11 protein-coding genes and 1 tRNA gene are annotated in these 15,746 nt (G+C 66.4%); 5 read left to right on the top strand and 7 right to left on the bottom strand.

The features are described 5' to 3' along the window. Positions 1–48: 48 nt before the first annotated feature. A complete protein-coding gene (locus tag Q0326_RS07760; RefSeq protein WP_298688841.1) occupies positions 49–714 on the top strand; it encodes an HAD-IA family hydrolase in 666 nt (221 codons plus the stop codon). Between the two features lie 16 nt (positions 715–730). Here Q0326_RS07760 and Q0326_RS07755 read toward each other — a convergent pair whose 3' ends face one another. Beyond that, a complete protein-coding gene (locus tag Q0326_RS07755; RefSeq protein ID WP_298688839.1) occupies positions 731–2,404 on the bottom strand; it encodes a formate--tetrahydrofolate ligase in 1,674 nt (557 codons plus the stop codon). A 47-nt stretch (positions 2,405–2,451) separates the two neighbouring features. Then, the gene (locus tag Q0326_RS07750; protein WP_298688837.1) at positions 2,452–3,741 is read right to left on the bottom strand and encodes an MFS transporter; all 1,290 of its coding nucleotides are present in this window, start codon (positions 3,739–3,741) and stop codon (positions 2,452–2,454) included. 71 nt (positions 3,742–3,812) lie between these two features. Here Q0326_RS07750 and Q0326_RS07745 point away from each other — a divergent pair, with 71 nt between their 5' ends. Next, a complete protein-coding gene (locus Q0326_RS07745) occupies positions 3,813–4,388 on the top strand; it encodes a hypothetical protein (RefSeq protein WP_298688835.1) in 576 nt (191 codons plus the stop codon). Positions 4,389–4,475: 87 nt separating this feature from the next. Here the strand turns inward: Q0326_RS07745 and gltB are convergent, their stop codons facing one another. The 4 genes from gltB to Q0326_RS07725 all read right to left on the bottom strand — a co-directional run bounded on the left by gltB (position 4,476) and on the right by Q0326_RS07725 (position 12,457). After that, positions 4,476–8,999, bottom strand: a complete 4,524-nt coding sequence (gltB, locus tag Q0326_RS07740) for a glutamate synthase large subunit (RefSeq protein ID WP_298688921.1) — start codon at positions 8,997–8,999, stop codon at positions 4,476–4,478. Between the two features lie 32 nt (positions 9,000–9,031). Beyond that, positions 9,032–10,486 (bottom strand): NAD(P)-dependent oxidoreductase, encoded by a 1,455-nt coding sequence (locus Q0326_RS07735; protein WP_298688833.1) that lies wholly within the window; start codon positions 10,484–10,486, stop codon positions 9,032–9,034. Between the two features lie 156 nt (positions 10,487–10,642). Continuing rightward, on the bottom strand, positions 10,643–11,452 hold the full coding sequence (locus Q0326_RS07730; RefSeq protein WP_298688831.1) for an undecaprenyl-diphosphate phosphatase: 810 nt from the start codon (positions 11,450–11,452) through the stop codon (positions 10,643–10,645). Between the two features lie 69 nt (positions 11,453–11,521). Continuing rightward, positions 11,522–12,457 carry a complex I NDUFA9 subunit family protein gene (locus Q0326_RS07725; RefSeq protein WP_298688829.1) on the bottom strand — a complete coding sequence of 312 codons (936 nt, stop codon included), beginning with the start codon at positions 12,455–12,457 and terminating at the stop codon, positions 11,522–11,524. 126 nt (positions 12,458–12,583) lie between these two features. Here Q0326_RS07725 and Q0326_RS07720 point away from each other — a divergent pair. The 3 genes from Q0326_RS07720 (at position 12,584) to Q0326_RS07710 (ending at position 15,030) form a co-directional block, all read left to right on the top strand. Then, positions 12,584–12,670, top strand: a tRNA-Leu gene (locus Q0326_RS07720). 1,189 nt (positions 12,671–13,859) lie between these two features. Then, positions 13,860–14,507, top strand: coding sequence for a glutathione S-transferase family protein (locus tag Q0326_RS07715; protein ID WP_298688828.1), 648 nt, complete (start codon positions 13,860–13,862; stop codon positions 14,505–14,507). Between the two features lie 118 nt (positions 14,508–14,625). Further along, the gene (locus Q0326_RS07710) at positions 14,626–15,030 is read left to right on the top strand and encodes a hypothetical protein (protein WP_298688826.1); all 405 of its coding nucleotides are present in this window, start codon (positions 14,626–14,628) and stop codon (positions 15,028–15,030) included. Between the two features lie 300 nt (positions 15,031–15,330). Here the strand turns inward: Q0326_RS07710 and Q0326_RS07705 are convergent, their stop codons facing one another. After that, positions 15,331–15,651, bottom strand: coding sequence for a hypothetical protein (locus tag Q0326_RS07705; protein ID WP_298688825.1), 321 nt, complete (start codon positions 15,649–15,651; stop codon positions 15,331–15,333). Positions 15,652–15,746 lie beyond the last annotated feature (95 nt).

Here is a 15,746-nt window from a genome sequence, read left to right as displayed (position 1 = left end):
CCTTCGACTTCGCTCAGGACGAACGGGTGTTTTGTGAAAGCGTATACCGTGTCTGATACCCTCTTCCCCGACCATCGCTTCGCCGCTTTCCTGTTCGACATGGACGGCACCATCCTGAGCTCGATCGCCTCCGCCGAGCGCGTCTGGTCGGCATGGGCGCGCGATCATGGCCTCGACGTCGCGGCATTCCTGCCGACGATCCACGGCGTGCAGTCGGTCGAGACGATCCGGCGGCTCGGCCTGCCCGGGGTTGATCCGGTCGCCGAGGCGGCGGCGATCACGGCGACGGAGATGGACGATGTCGACGACATCGATCCGATCGCGGGGGCGGCGGCCTTCCTCGCGTCGCTCCCTGCGGATCGGTGGGCGATCGTCACCTCGGCACCGCGCCTGCTCGCCGAGCGACGGCTCGCCGCGGCGGGCCTGCCGTTGCCGCCGCTGTTCATCACCGCCGAGGATGTCGAACGCGGCAAGCCCGCGCCCGACTGCTTCTTCCTCGCCGCCGAGCGCCTCGGAGTCGCGGCCGAAGACTGTCTGGTGTTCGAAGATGCAGCGGCGGGGATCGCCGCGGCCGAGGCGGCGGGCGCCGCTGTAGTGGTGATCACCGCGACACATGCGCATCCGATGGCAACGGCGCATGTGGCGATGCGCGATTATGAGGCGCTCACCGTGGACATGGATGCGGCTGGGACGCTTGGACTCGTCGAAGCCTGACCGTTCCCCGGCAATCCTAGAACAGCCCCTCGATATGCCCCGCGCTATCGATGCGGATCGTCTCGGCGGCGGGTTTGCGGGGGAGCCCCGGCATCGCCATGATCTCGCCGCAGATCGCCACGACGAAGCCCGCGCCTGCTGCCAGCCGGACCTCGCGGATCGGCACGACGTGGCCGACCGGCGCGCCGAGCGCCGTCGGGTCGGTCGAGAAGCTGTATTGCGTCTTGGCCATGCACACCGGCAGATGGCCGTAGCCCGCCTCTTCCCAGGCGCGCAGCTGCGCCAGGATCGCGGGCGACGCGCTCACCGATGCGGCGTGATAGATGCGCGTCGCGACCGCCTCGATCTTGGCGAGCAGCGGCAGTGCGTCGGCATAGAGCGGTGCGAACTCGGCGTCGCCCGCATCGGCCAGCGCAGCCACCGCCTCGGCGAGCTCGGCGGCACCCGCGCCGCCTTCCGCCCAATGCCGGCACAGGATCGCGCGCGCGCCCTGGACCGCGGCGCCATGCTGGATCACCGCGACCTCGGCGTCGCTGTCGGTGACGAAATGGTTGATCGCCACCACGACGGGCACGCCGAACAGCCGTACATTCTCGATGTGGCGGAACAGATTGACCGCACCGCGTCGTACCGCCTCGACATCCTCATGCGCCAAGTCGGCCTTGGCGACGCCGCCGTTCATCTTGAGCGCGCGCACCGTCGCGACGATGACGACGGCTGCGGGCGCGAGCCCCGCCTGCCGGCACTTGATGTCGAAGAATTTCTCCGCGCCCAGATCGGCGCCGAAGCCTGCTTCGGTGACGACATAGTCGCCGAGCGCCAGCCCGGCGCGCGTCGCGATTACCGAATTGCAGCCATGCGCGATATTGGCGAACGGCCCGCCATGGATGAAGGCGGGCGTGCCCTCGAGCGTCTGGACCAGATTGGGCTTGATCGCCTCGGCGAGCAGCACCGCCATCGCGCCGTCGGCCTTGAGGTCGCGCGCGGTCACCGGGCGCTTGTCGCGCGTATAGGCGACGACGATGCGGCCGAGTCGCGCTTCCATGTCGGCCAAGTCCTCGGCAAGGCAGAAGATCGCCATCACCTCGGAGGCGACGGTGATGTCGAAGCCGGATTCGCGCGGGAATCCGTTGGCGGGGCCGCCGAGCGACTGGACGATGTCGCGCAAGGCGCGGTCGTTCATGTCGAGCACGCGGCGCCAGACGACGCGGCGCACGTCGATGTCGAGCGCATTGCCCCAGTGGATATGGTTATCGAGCATCGCGGCGAGGAGATTGTGCGCGGCGGTGATCGCGTGGAAGTCGCCGGTGAAGTGGAGGTTGATGTCCTCCATCGGCGCGACCTGTGCATGGCCGCCGCCGGTGGCGCCGCCCTTCTGCCCGAAGCAGGGCCCGAGCGAGGGTTCGCGCAGACACAGCACGGCGCGGCGTCCCGACAGCGTCAGCGCATCGGCAAGGCCGACCGAGGTGGTGGTCTTGCCCTCGCCCGCCGGCGTCGGGTTGATCGCGGTGACCAGGATCAGCTTGCCCGGTGTCACGGTCGCCTGCTGCTGCTGGAGCCAGCCCCCGTCGATCTTGGCCTTGTAGCGACCGTAAGGCTCGATGGCCTCGTCGGGGATGCCAAGCTTTCCAGCGATCTGCGCGATCGGCTGGAGGGTGGCGGCACGGGCGATCTCGATGTCGGTCGTCATGGCGCCCGCTTAATCGGGGCTGGCCGCCAAAGCCAGATGCCGCACGCTCAGGGTTCGAGAATCGCGACCGGTGTGTCGTCGTTGCGTCCGCGCCCCGCGAACAGCAATCCTGCGATGCTGAGGACCGCCGCGCCCGCCAGATAGCCGCCGACCGGCGCGAGCCCCCCCCTGTCGGCGATCATCTTGGCAAGTGCCGGGGTGAGGCCGCCGCCGATGATCCCGCCGATGTTGAAGGCGAGCGAGGTCCCCGTATAGCGCACCTGGGGCGGAAACAGCCCCGGCAGCCAGGCGCCGAGCGGGCCGTAGACGAAGCCCATCGCGAGCAGCCCGAGCGAGAGGAAGGCGAACACGCCCGTCATCTGGCCGCCGCCCAGCAGCGGCGACAGCAGCGCGCCGACGAGGATCGTAGCGAGGCAACCGACCGCCAGCACGCGGCGCGGACTGAAGATGTCCGACAGCCAGCCCGCCGCGACGATCCCCACCGCCATGAACAGGATCGCGCCGAGCTGCGCCTTGAGAAAGGCCTGGCGTGCATAGCCGAGCGTGGTCGTGCCGTAGCCGAGCGCGAACGCGGTCGCGATGTAATAGAGCGCGAAGCAGGCGACGACGCCCAGCGTCCCCGCGACGGTGACGCGCAGATGCCCGCGCAGCACGTCGGCGATCGGCACGCGCGGCGGCGGCGACTCCTCAAGCGCGGCGGCGAAGGCGGCGGTCTCGGTCAGCTTGAGCCGCACCCACAGGCCGAGCCCGACGAGCAGCGCGCTCGCCAGGAAAGGGATGCGCCAGCCCCAGTCGCGAAACTGGTCGGGAGTCAGCCAGGCGCCGAGCGCGAGGAAGAAGCCGTTCGCAGCCAGGAAACCGACCGGCGCGCCGATTTGCGGCGCCATGCCGAAGCGCCCACGCCAGCCCGGCGGCGCATTTTCCACCGCGAGCAGCGCCGCCCCGCTCCACTCGCCGCCGAGCCCGATACCCTGGCCGAAGCGCAGCAGGCAGAGCAGCGCGGGCGCGATCCAGCCCGCGGTCGCGTAGGTCGGCAGCAGTGCGATCGCGGCGGTCGAAAAGCCCATCAGCAGCAGCGAGGCGACCAGCGTCGACTTGCGCCCGATGCGGTCACCGAAATGGCCGAACAGCGCGCCGCCCAGCGGCCGGGCGAGGAAGGCGAGGCCGAAGCTCGCATAGGAGGACAGCAATTGCGCCGAGGGCGAGCTGCCCGGGAAGAACAGCGGCCCGAACACCAGGCTGGTCGCGGTCGCGTAGATGTAAAAATCGTAGAATTCGACCGAGGTGCCGACCAGGCTCGCCAGCAGGATGCGCTTGATCTGTCTACCGTCGGTCACCGCATCCACGCCCGTCGCCCCCGTTGCCGTTTCGACCGGATTGGGGACATCGCGCGCGCGCGTCAATCCGCGTGGCCGATCATCGCCCTGCTGCCGGTCACCGGCCGGCCGCTAGACATTGGTCGCAGGCGCGCGGCAACAGTGACCAACCGTTAATCCCGATGATCGCAGACCGGTGGCAACGGCAATCGGGAGATGGGCCCATGAGCTACATGCACGCGCGACGGGTCCTGATCGTCGAGGACAATGCCATGATTGGCGAGCATATCTCGGCGATCATCGAGGAAGCGGGCGGCGTCCCGCTAGGGCCGGTCTGCACCACCGAGGAAGCGCAGGACGCGATCGATAACCGGACGCTGCTGTTCGATGCCGCCGTGCTCGACCTGCGGCTCGACGGCATGTCGCTGATGATCGCCGACCAGTTCCGCAAGCTCGGCGTCCCGTTCGTGTTCGCGACCGGCAGCCGCAACGAGATTCCGTCCGCCTATGGCGACCATCCGGTGTGCGAAAAGCCGTTCACGGCGATCGGCCTGCTCGATGCGCTGGAAACCGCGATCGAGGCACGGGCCGCGGTGTCGCTCGCCGTTCTCGATAAGGGTGCAGATTCCGGCCGCAAAGCTTCCCCTTCGTCGTCATCCCGGACTTGATCCGGGATCCATAGCGCAGCGCCCATTGATCGAGCGCTGCGCGTATGGATTCCCGCCTGCGCGGGAATGACGGGTCACAGGGCAACGCTACTCCGCTGCCACTGCCGCGACCTCGTCGCTGAGCGGATGCGAAAGCCGCGTTACCATCTCCTTCGGGCAGACCTGCCAGATGCGCTTGCGCCAGTGTGCCCAGTCGGCGAGCACGGTGTGCGCCCATTTGCTGTCGGTGCGCCGCGCATGCTCTTCGACCATGTCCTTGCAGACCCCCTCCCAATGCACCGAGGCGAAGCGCTGCCACAGGATGGAGTCGGGGTTGGCGTGGCGCTCGAACGCGCCGTCCTCGTCGAGCACGAACGCCATGCCGCCGGTCATGCCGGCCCCAAAATTCTCGCCGACATGGCCGAGGATCACCGCGACACCGTTGGTCATATATTCGCAGCCGTTCGCGCCGCAGCCCTCGACCACGACCTTGGCGCCCGAATTGCGCACCGCGAAGCGCTCGCCCGCCTGGCCTGCCGCGAACAGCGATCCCGCGGTCGCGCCGTAGAGCACGGTGTTGCCGACGATCGCATTCTTGCGGCTGTCGAGCGGCGAGGAAACGGTCGGGCGCACCGCGATGATCCCGCCCGACAGCCCCTTGCCGACATAGTCGTTGGCGTCGCCGAACACCTCCAGCGTCACCCCCTTGCACAGGAAGGCGCCGAGCGACTGCCCCGCCGAGCCGCGCAGACGGACATGGACGTGGCCGTCCGCGAGATGGCTCATGCCGAAGCGGCTGGTGATCTCGGACGAGAAGCGCGTGCCGACCGCGCGGTGCGTGTTGCGCACCGAATAGGTCAGCTGCATCTTCTCACCGCGCTCGAACACCGCGCGCGCATCCTTGATCATCTGCGCGTCGAGGCTGTCGGGCACGTCGTTGCGGAAGGTCGCGATCGCGAAGCGGCGTTCGTGATCGGCGGCATCGACCTTGGCGAGAATCGGGTTGAGGTCGAGATCGTCGAGATGCTCGGCACCGCGGCTGACCTGGCGGAGCAGCTCGGTGCGGCCGATGATCTCGTCGAGCGAGCGCACGCCGAGGCGGGCCAAAATCTCGCGCACTTCCTCGGCGATGAAGGTCATCAGGTTGATCACCTTCTCGGGCGTCCCGACGAATTTCTGGCGCAACGCCTCATCCTGCGTGCAGACGCCCACGGGACAGGTGTTCGAGTGGCACTGGCGCACCATGATGCAGCCCATCGCGACCAGCGACAGCGTGCCGATGCCGAACTCTTCCGCCCCCAGGATCGCGGCGATGACGATGTCGCGCCCGGTCTTGAGGCCGCCGTCGGTGCGCAGCTTGACGCGGTGGCGCAAGCCGTTGAGCGTCAGCACCTGGTTGGTCTCGGTAAGCCCCATTTCCCACGGCGTGCCGGCATATTTGACCGAGGTCTGTGGGCTCGCGCCGGTGCCCCCGACATGGCCGGCGACGAGGATCACGTCGGCATGCGCCTTGGCGACCCCCGCCGCGACCGTGCCGATACCCGCCGACGACACCAGCTTGACGCACACGCGGGCGCGCGGGTTGATCTGCTTGAGGTCGTAGATGAGCTGCGCCAGATCCTCGATCGAATAGATGTCGTGATGCGGCGGCGGCGAGATCAAGGTCACGCCGGGCGTCGAGTGGCGCAGCTTGGCGATAAACTCGGTGACCTTGAAGCCGGGCAATTGCCCGCCCTCCCCAGGCTTGGCGCCCTGCGCCACCTTGATCTCGAGCTCCTCGGCCGAGCCCAGATATTCGGCGGTGACGCCGAAGCGGCCGCTCGCGATCTGCTTGATGACTGAGTTGGCGTTGTCGCCATTGTCATAGGGCTTGTAGCGGCTGCTGTCCTCGCCGCCTTCGCCCGACACGGCTTTCGCGCCGATCCGGTTCATCGCGATCGCCAGCGTCTCGTGCGCCTCGGGGGAGAGCGCGCCGAGCGACATGCCCGGCGTCACGAAGCGCTTGCGGATCTCGGTGATCGCCTCGACCTCGTCGATCGGGATCGCCTCGCGCGCCCAGTTGAACTCGAGCAGGTCGCGCAGATAGACCGGCGGCAGGTCGCGCACCCCGCGCGAGAATTGCAGATAGACCGAATAGCTGTCGGTCGACACCGACGACTGCAGCAGGTGCATCAGCTGCGCGGAGTAGGCGTGCGTCTCGCCGCCCGCGCGCTGGCGGTAGAAGCCGCCGATCGGCAGCGTCGCGACCGCCGCATCCCACGCCTTCTCGTGGCGCAGCAGCGCCGAGAGCTGGAGCGAGGCATAGCCCTCGCCCGAGATCTTGGCGGGCATGCCGGGGAAGAGATCGTTGCACAGCGAGCGCGAGAGCCCGACCGCCTCGAAATTATAGCCGCCGCGATAGGAGGAGATCACCGCGATCCCCATCTTCCCCATGATCTTGAGCAGCCCGTCGTCCATCGCCTTGCGGTAGCGCGCGAGGCAGTCGTCGAGGCTGCGCTCGCCGAACAGCCCGCGGGCTTGCCGGTCGGCGATCGCGGCCTCGGCGAGGTAGGCGTTGACCGTGGTCGCACCGACCCCGACCAGCACCGCGAAATAATGCGTATCGAGGCATTCGGCCGAGCGCACGTTGATCGACGCGTAGGAGCGCAGCCCCCGCCGCACGAGATGCGTGTGCACCGCGGCGGCGGCCAGGATCATCGCGATGCCGCAGCGGTCCGCGTCGGCATGTTCGTCGGTGAGGAAGAGTTCGGAGCGCCCCTCGCGCACCGCCTGCTCCGCCTGGCGCCGGATTTCGGCGATCGCGACGCGCAGGCCATCGGGCCCGCCTTCGGGATCGAAGGTGCAGTCGATCTCCGCCGCGCTTGCGCCGAAATGGCTTTTCAGCGTCGCCCAGTCGCGCGAGGTCAGCACCGGCGAGGGCAGCACCAGCACGTTCGACTGCACCGGCCCGGTGTCGAGGATGTTGGCGAGATTGCCGAACCGCGTCGACAGGCTCATCACCCGCGTCTCGCGCAAGCTGTCGATCGGCGGGTTGGTGACCTGCGAGAAGTTCTGCCGGAAAAACTGGCTGATCAGCCGCGGCTTGTCCGAGATCACGGCGAGCGGCGTGTCGTCGCCCATCGATCCGATCGCCTCCTTGGCCTCGTCGACGCAGGGCGCCAGGATCAGCTCCATGTCTTCCATCGTCATACCGGCCGCGACCTGGCGGCGGATCAACTCGGGCCGCGCGTAGCTTGCGTCGGCCGCGTCCTCGGGCACGGGGAGGTCGGCGAGCTGCTGGAATTCCTTCACATATTCGCCGAACGGATGCTCGGCGGCGAGCCGGTCCTTGAGTTCGGAGTCGGTGAACAGCTTGCCCTGGTCGAGATCGACCGCGATCATCTGCCCCGGCCCGATCCGGCCCTTGGCGATGATCGTGCTTTCGGGGACGACGACCATGCCGGTCTCGGAGCCCACGATCAGCAGGTTGTCGGCGGTCAGCGTCGTGCGGAGCGGACGCAGCGCGTTGCGGTCGACGCCGGCGACGACCCAGCGCCCGTCGGTCATCGCGAGCGCGGCGGGGCCGTCCCACGGCTCCATCACCGAAGCGTAATAGGCGTACATGTCACGATGCGCCTGCGGCAGGTCGACGGCGTTCTGCCAAGCCTCGGGAACGAGCATCAGCTTGGCGGTCGGCGCGTCGCGGCCGGCGCGGCAGATCGCCTCGAATACCGCATCGAGCGCGGCGGTGTCGGAGGCGCCCGCCGGGATCAGCGGCTTGATGTCTTCGCTATGCTCGCCGAAGGCGATCGCGGCCATCTTGATCTCGTGGCTCTTCATCCAATTCTTGTTGCCGCGCACCGTGTTGATCTCGCCATTGTGCGCGAGCGTGCGGAACGGCTGCGCCAGCCACCATTGCGGAAAAGTGTTGGTCGAATAGCGCTGGTGGAAGATCGCGAAGCGGCTGACGAACCGCTCGTCGAGCAGATCGGGATAGAAGGCGGACAATCCCTCGGCGAGGAACAACCCCTTGTAGATGATCGAGCGGCACGACAGCGAGCAGATGTAGAAGCCCTGGATCTGCGCCTCGATCACCTTGCGCTCGATCCTGCGGCGGATCAGATACAGGTTCTTCTCGAACTCGGCGGCGTCGACCGCTCCGGGCAGCGGGCCCTGGATCATGATCTGCTCGATCTCGGGGCGGGTGAGCATCGCCTTGTCGCCGATCACTGAGACGTCGACGGGCACCTGGCGCCAGCCATAGATGGTGTAGCCGAAATCGATGATCTCGCTCTCGACGATCGTGCGGCAGCTCTCCTGCGCGCCCAGATCGGTGCGCGGCAGGAAGATCATGCCGACGCCGAGCCGGCCCTGACCGGGCTTGTGCCCGCCATTCTCGATCGCGTCGTCGAAGAAGCGCACGGGCAGCTCGACATGGAGGCCGGCGCCGTCGCCGGTCTTGCCATCGGCATCGACCGCGCCGCGGTGCCACACTGCCTTGAGCGCATCGATGGCCGCCGAGACGACACGGCGCGAGGGCTGGCCGTCGGTTGCGGCGATCAGGCCGACGCCGCAGGCATCGCCCTCGAATTCGGGGCGATACATGCCGTGCTCGGCGAGGCGGGCATGTTCGGGGGTGGGGAAATGGGTCATCGGTTCGTTCGGATCCCGGAAGATGTCGTCGCTCATGCTGCCACCGCCTCCAGCTTGGCCGACTTGGCCTTTTCCTTGAGCCAGGCGTGCATCCGCGCGCTGACGTCGCGGCCGTCGCGCACCGCCCAGACGACGAGGCTCGCGCCCCGTACGATGTCGCCCGCGGCGAACACGCCGGGCATCGAGGTCTGCATCGTCTTGTGGTCGACGCGTAGCGTGCCCCAGCGCGTCACCGAAAGCTCGGGCGCGCCGAACATCTGCGGCAGGTCCTCGGGATCGAAGCCCAGCGCCTGGATGACCAGATCGGCATCGAGCCGGAACTCGCTGCCTGGATCGAGCTCGGGCGCGCGGCGGCCGGAGGCGTCAGGCGCACCCAGCCGCATCCGCGAGGCGCGCACGCCGCTGACCTGCTCGCCCGCCTCGAACGCGTCGGGTGCGGAGAGCCAGACGAATTCGACGCCCTCTTCCTCGGCATTGGCGACCTCGCGCTGCGAGCCGGGCATGTTGGCGCGGTCGCGGCGGTACAGGCACTTCACCGACTTGGCGCCCTGGCGCACCGCGGTGCGCACGCAGTCCATTGCGGTGTCGCCGCCGCCGACGACGACGACATGCTTGCCCTCGGCGTTGAGGGCACCACTGTCCCACTCGGGCACGCTGTCGCCGAAGCCCTTGCGGTTCGACGCGATCAGGAAGTCGAGTGCCTTGATCACACCCGGCGATCCGACCCCCGGCGCCTTGATCTCGCGCGCGCGGTAGACGCCGGTCGCGATCAGCAGCGCGTCGTGCCGCTCGCGCAGCTGCGCCATCGTCGCGTCGCGGCCGACCTCGAAACCAAGATGGAAATGGATGCCCGCCTCGCGCAGCCGCTCGAAGCGGCGCGTGACCACCTCCTTCTCGAGCTTGAAGCCGGGGATGCCGTAGACCAGCAGCCCGCCGGCGCGATCGTGGCGGTCGTAGACATGCACCTTATAGCCGTGGCCGCGCATATATTCGGCGGTGGTGAGGCCTGCCGGGCCCGCGCCGACGATGCCGATCGACTGGCCCTGTCGGTCGCGCACCGGCACGATCGGTTCGACCCAGCCTTCCTTCCATGCGGTGTCGGTGATGAACTTCTCGATCGCGCCGATGGTGACCGCGCCGTGGCCAGAAAACTCGATGACGCAATTGCCCTCGCACAGCCGATCCTGCGGGCAGATGCGGCCGCAGATCTCGGGCATCGTCGAGGTCGCCGACGACAGCTCATAGGCCTCGCGCAAGCGGCCTTCGGCGGTCAGCCGCAGCCAGTCGGGGATATGGTTGTGCAGCGGACAATGGGTCGAGCAATAGGGCACGCCGCATTGCGAGCAGCGCCCCGCCTGTTCCTGCGCCTTCGCATCGATATAGGCGCGCGTGATCTCGGCGAAATCCTCGGCACGAATGTCGGGCGCGCGCTTGTCGGGATAGGCTTGGCCTGTCCCCACGAACTTGAGCATCGGATTATCAGCCATTCGAACCCTCCATCGAGGGCACGAAAAGCATAGTCCGCGGGGTTAGTCACGACAGAATCGAGACTTAGGACAGGATAGCTGTCCCACTTTGCTCGTAATAGTCTCCGGGTGTTTGCGACGCTACCATAAGCGCAACCTGATAATACCGGTTCGGACCTATTGTGTGGTGAGCCAGATCAAAGCCGCCGTCCCGGCGATGATCCGGTACCAGGCAAAGGGGCCGAAGCCGCGCCGCGAGACGACCGCGACGAACGCCCGCACGACAACCAGCGCCACAAGGAAGGCGGTGACGAAACCGATGGCAATCTCGGCCCCGCCGACATGCGCGACTCCGACGGCCGCAGGCGGCGCCTTCTTCGCTAGTTCCACCACCGTGGCTCCCAGCATCGTCGGGATCGCAAGGAAGAAGCTGAACTCCGCCGCGGTGCGTCGTTCGACGCCGAGCGACAATGCTCCCAGGATCGTCGCGCCCGAGCGGCTGACGCCCGGAATCATCGCGAGGCACTGGATGAAGCCGATGCCGATCGTCGTCGGAACCGGAATATCCGCGACGCCGACGATATGCTGACGCTTGGCAAGCCGCTCGACAATCAGGATCGCGATGCCGCCGACGATCAGGGCGACGCAGACCAGCTTGGGTTTGGTCAGCAATAGTTCGATCTTCTTGTGCAGCGCCAGACCGATCACCGCGGCGGGGACGAACGCGATCAGCAGGTTGCGCACGAAGCGCCACGCGCCCGGCGTGCGATGGACCAGTCCCGTGAGCACCGCCCAAAAGGTCCGCCAATAGAGCACGACGATCGCCAGGATCGCGCCGAGCTGGATGACGATGTTGAACGTCGCCCATTGGTCGGGGTCATAGCCGAGCAGCGCGCCGGCGAGAATCAGATGCCCTGTCGAGGAGACCGGCAGGAATTCGGTCACCCCCTCGACGATGCCGAGCAGGATGGGCTGGAGAATCATCATCGGCACGGATCTCGTTCGCTGGAGTCGAGAAAGGAGGAGGACCGGCGCACAAGCCGGTCCGTGATCGGATCAGGACGCCTTGCGCTCGGCGCCGAAACGGCCCGACCGGCGATAGCGCACCAGCCAGGTCGGCGCGACGCTGTCGAGCGGGGTCGGCTGCAGCCCGAAGGCGGCGAAACCCTCGGCACCCGGCGTGACGATATTGTCGCGCTGGAGCATCAGCCACTGGTCCTGCGTGATCGGCGCGCCGGGCAGGAAGCCGGCCTTGGCGATCATCCCGCCGAGGCTGTCGGGGAGCTCGAGGAAGGTCGGCGCGCGACCGATCATCTGCGCGATGCGGCGGAGCAGGTCGCCCATCGCGATCACCTCGGGGCCGCCAAGCTCGAAGGTCCGGCCTGCGAACGTCTTGCCGTCGAGCGCAGCGGCCGCGACCGCCTGGGCGACGTCGGCGGCGAACACCGGCTGGAAGCGCGTGCCGGCGCGCAGGATCGGCACGGCGGGGGCGACCTCGATCATCCGGGCGAAACGGTTGACGAAGGCGTCTTCGGCACCGAACACGATCGACGGACGAACGATGATCGCGCCGGGAAAGGCCGCGCGCGCCGCCGCTTCGCCTTCGGCCTTGGTGCGGCCATAGAGCGACTTCGATTCGGGATCGGCGCCGATCGCCGAAATCTGCACCAGCGTCTCGGCGCCAGCCGCGCGCGCCGCGTCGGCGACGTTGCGCGCGCCATCGACATGCACCGCCCGCAAGGGCCCGGCGAGCAGCCCGACCAGATTGATCACCACATCGCTGCCCTGGACGGCGCGGTCGATGCTCGCGCGCTTGGTGACGTCGCCGGCGATGAACTGGGTTTGGCCGAGCCCACCCTGGGGTTTCAGGAAGAAGGCATGCTTGGGATCGCGCGCCACGATGCGCACCCGCGCGCCGCGCTTGAGCAGCGCTTGCGCGACATAGCGCCCCAGAAATCCGCCGCCGCCGATCAGCGTCACCAATTGCGTCATCGCGCGCGTCCATCCTCAAAGAAGCTTTAATTCGTCGTCGGCCGCTCTGCCTCTGCGCGCGACGCAACGCAAGACCGCCATTGACAAGCCGCGCGACCCGCCGCTATCGGCGCGTCTCCCCGACCTGCCCAGGTGGTGGAATTGGTAGACGCGCTGGCTTCAGGTGCCAGTGACCGCAAGGTCGTGAAGGTTCGAGTCCTTTCCTGGGCACCAGGGCCCCCTTCTCAGGGGGTCCCAAAAGCTCCCCCAAATGAAGATGATGCGTCCGCCTTGGGTACGGTGCTCGGGTCGGGCCGTCGCGGTCATAACCGGGATTTCAGCGGTGACCGCTGGCGGACGTTTCGTGTCTCACCGTCAGGGCAAGCGCGACAACCCTATACGCGAGAACACGCTTAATTTGGCTCTGCAGCGGCATGGTTTCGGGGGGAAGCATGACCCCCATGGCTTCCCCGCAATGGCGAGCATGCTTCACAACGAAAGCGGCGCGTGAACTCTGGGCGCGATCAAGAGGCAGTTCGGCCATATCGATGGAAACAGCGGACGGCGCGTTTACCTGGCGCAGGCCCTACACGATGGCGTGGCAGGCTCGCACCGCATCATCGGCGACTGCCGGGCAGTGGATGGTTGCGACGCGCAGAGGGCAACCGATTCCGGCGCAACGTCAGGGCGGAAGCAGCTCGAACCGCCCGTCATCGCGAGGCGCGCAGCGCCGTGGCAGTCCAGATGCCGGGCTGGATTGCTTCGCGGCGCTCGCAATGACCGCTGTTGGGGCGAAAGCCGTCCGGCAGTTCCGCGGCGGCGCAGCCCCATAATCAGACGTTCAGGCCCCTTTTTGACACGTTCCAGGTTTGAACATCCATTCAGATACAAACGCTCATAATTTGTCGACGGCGGCTGTTTCCGAGGACGCAAGAGCATCAACACTAGGCTGGGACGCTGGTAGGAAGGACGACCGCCGACCATTTAGCCTACGCCAATGATCCATAATATATGAGGTTAACCGGATGCGCCCACCATTCCCATGGTAGCCAAATAACGGACGGTTTCGAGTTCGAGGTCAATCGACTCAATCGGCTACGCCACAGGGCGCGAGTAGGAATGACGACAAGCAGCAGACAGGCCAAGATATGGTCTAGCAAAGTTGCACCTATGATAAGGATTCACGTCTATCGAAGACGTGGCAATATGGATGTTTCTGCCCGTTAATTTCAGCAATATCCGCCGGACGAGCAAGAGAGGGATAGCAATCGAACCGCACGGCACCAGATCACGGCGGCCAAGACCCAAATCCGCAGACCCCAGATTTGCTCGCAGCTGCGCAGCTTTCGACATTCATGCATGCCGCCCTCTTGTTTGACCGAGACCTCGCGCGCATCGTGTGTCGTCCGTTTGGAGGTGCTGCATGAACCCGACCATCACCGGCTTCGCGCAATCGCCCGATCGCGGGCGGGGATTGGCGCGAGATATGGCGGTCCGATGGGCGCTCGAGGAGGTGGGCCAACCTTACGATGTCCGCCTGCTATCCTTCGCCGCGATGAAGGAGCCGGCGCATCGTAGGCTGCAGCCGTTCGGGCAAATCCCGACGTTTGAAGACGGCACCCTTACGCTTTTTGAGTCGGCGGCGATCGTGCTCTACATCGCGGACACGCGTCCGGGGCTGTTGCCCGGCGATGCCGATGCCCGCGCGCGCGTGATCGCATGGATGTTCGCCGCGAAGAGTACGCTGGAGCCCCCGGTGGTCGAACGGAGCATGGCGTTGTTGTTCGAAGCAGATCGACCGTGGCATGCGGAACGTCTGAAGATGCTCGACGACCGTGTGCGCACGCGACTGGGGGATCTCGCGAACTATCTGGGAAGCCACGACTGGCTGGAGCGGGAATTCAGCGCGGCAGACGTCGTGATGGTTACCGTTCTTCGCCGGCTGGGTGGATCGGGGCTGCTGGAAGAAGAACCGACGATCTCCGATTACGTAGCGCAAGGTGAGGCGAGACCCGCATTTCAGCGCGCGTTCGAGGCACAGCGCGCCGTCTTCACTGCTGCAACGACATAAAATGAGGACGGGATTCACCTTGTACCCACATCTGTGGTTCATGCTATAAACACAAAAAATTATTCACCAGCGGTCATCCGCGAAAGTTCTCTTACTTTTCTAAAGCAGCCACTCGCTCATGTCGTGGTCTGTCATCATAATTTGCACGGACGGTAGAAAGCTCAATCCAGACCGGACGCTCGCCGATTTTCATAACTGCAACCAAACAAGCGACGTGGCGCTGCGCCACGCCCCGCGCGAACTGCTTGCCGGCTGGTTGCCCGGCACGATCTTCATGGCGGCGTGCTTCGGCCGATTATGGGCACTCGGCGGGAATCGCATCGCGGTGGGTCATTGGCGCCACGCCTTCCCAACCCTCGTTCGAAGCCTGTATTTCAGCCGTGCTCGAGGAATTAGCGTTCCGCCGACGCACGCGCTGGCGTCGCTGTCGTTCAAGGCGGCAAGCTATTCGGGCATGTTCGCGCCGCTGACCGACGAGGGCCGTGCACGTCATGCGAGATCTCGCGCCGTGCGACCAAGATGATCGAGCGCGAAACGATCGTCCCGCGGCCCGACCCGCGCGGCTTCGGTCTCTACGGCGTCGGCGAGCGCATTATGGTCTCGCCTCGCGCAGCGGGAAAGGAAAGATCGTGGGCGATATTCGGACACCAGCGGAACCATCGCTCGACCAAGCCGAAACAAAGCCCGACATTTGAAGGGTGAATGACCACTAGCGGACCTTCAGAGATCCGAGACCGCTCCTCAATTCCTGCCGTTCGTTCGGATTTCGATTCCGGCGAAATCATGTTCATGCCGGACGCGGACCGCATTCGCGGCTAGTCTCTCAATTGCCATCGGCGTCGACCATGAACACGATCGGCCTACCGCGTGACGTCGGCTCCCAACCAGCCGCCAAAGCGGCGCGCACGCACCGCGAGATCGTGGCGTCATCCAGTTGGAGACGACCGCGCGGCAACCCCTTCAACAGCCGCTTGGGCGGCGGAAATTCCAGCAATGCTTCGCGCTTGGCATCCCGCTGGAGAATGGAAATCGTCATTCCCTTCCAGCCTTCCTCATCCGACAGATGCGGTTCGCGCTGAAGGTACCAATCGTACGATATGCCATCGACATCTACGGTGCCGGCATTGCCTGGGGAGTTCGCCATATCGTCGGCATTAGCATGCCAACCGCACCGAAGCACAGGTGCGGGCTCCCCCCCGAGGCGCTGGCGATGCCCGCTTGCTGACCGACGCGATCGCG

It is taken from the genome of uncultured Sphingomonas sp., assembly GCF_937859915.1.
Taxonomy (GTDB): Bacteria; Pseudomonadota; Alphaproteobacteria; order Sphingomonadales; family Sphingomonadaceae; genus Solisphingomonas.
This window is presented reverse-complemented; position numbering and strand designations above follow the sequence as displayed.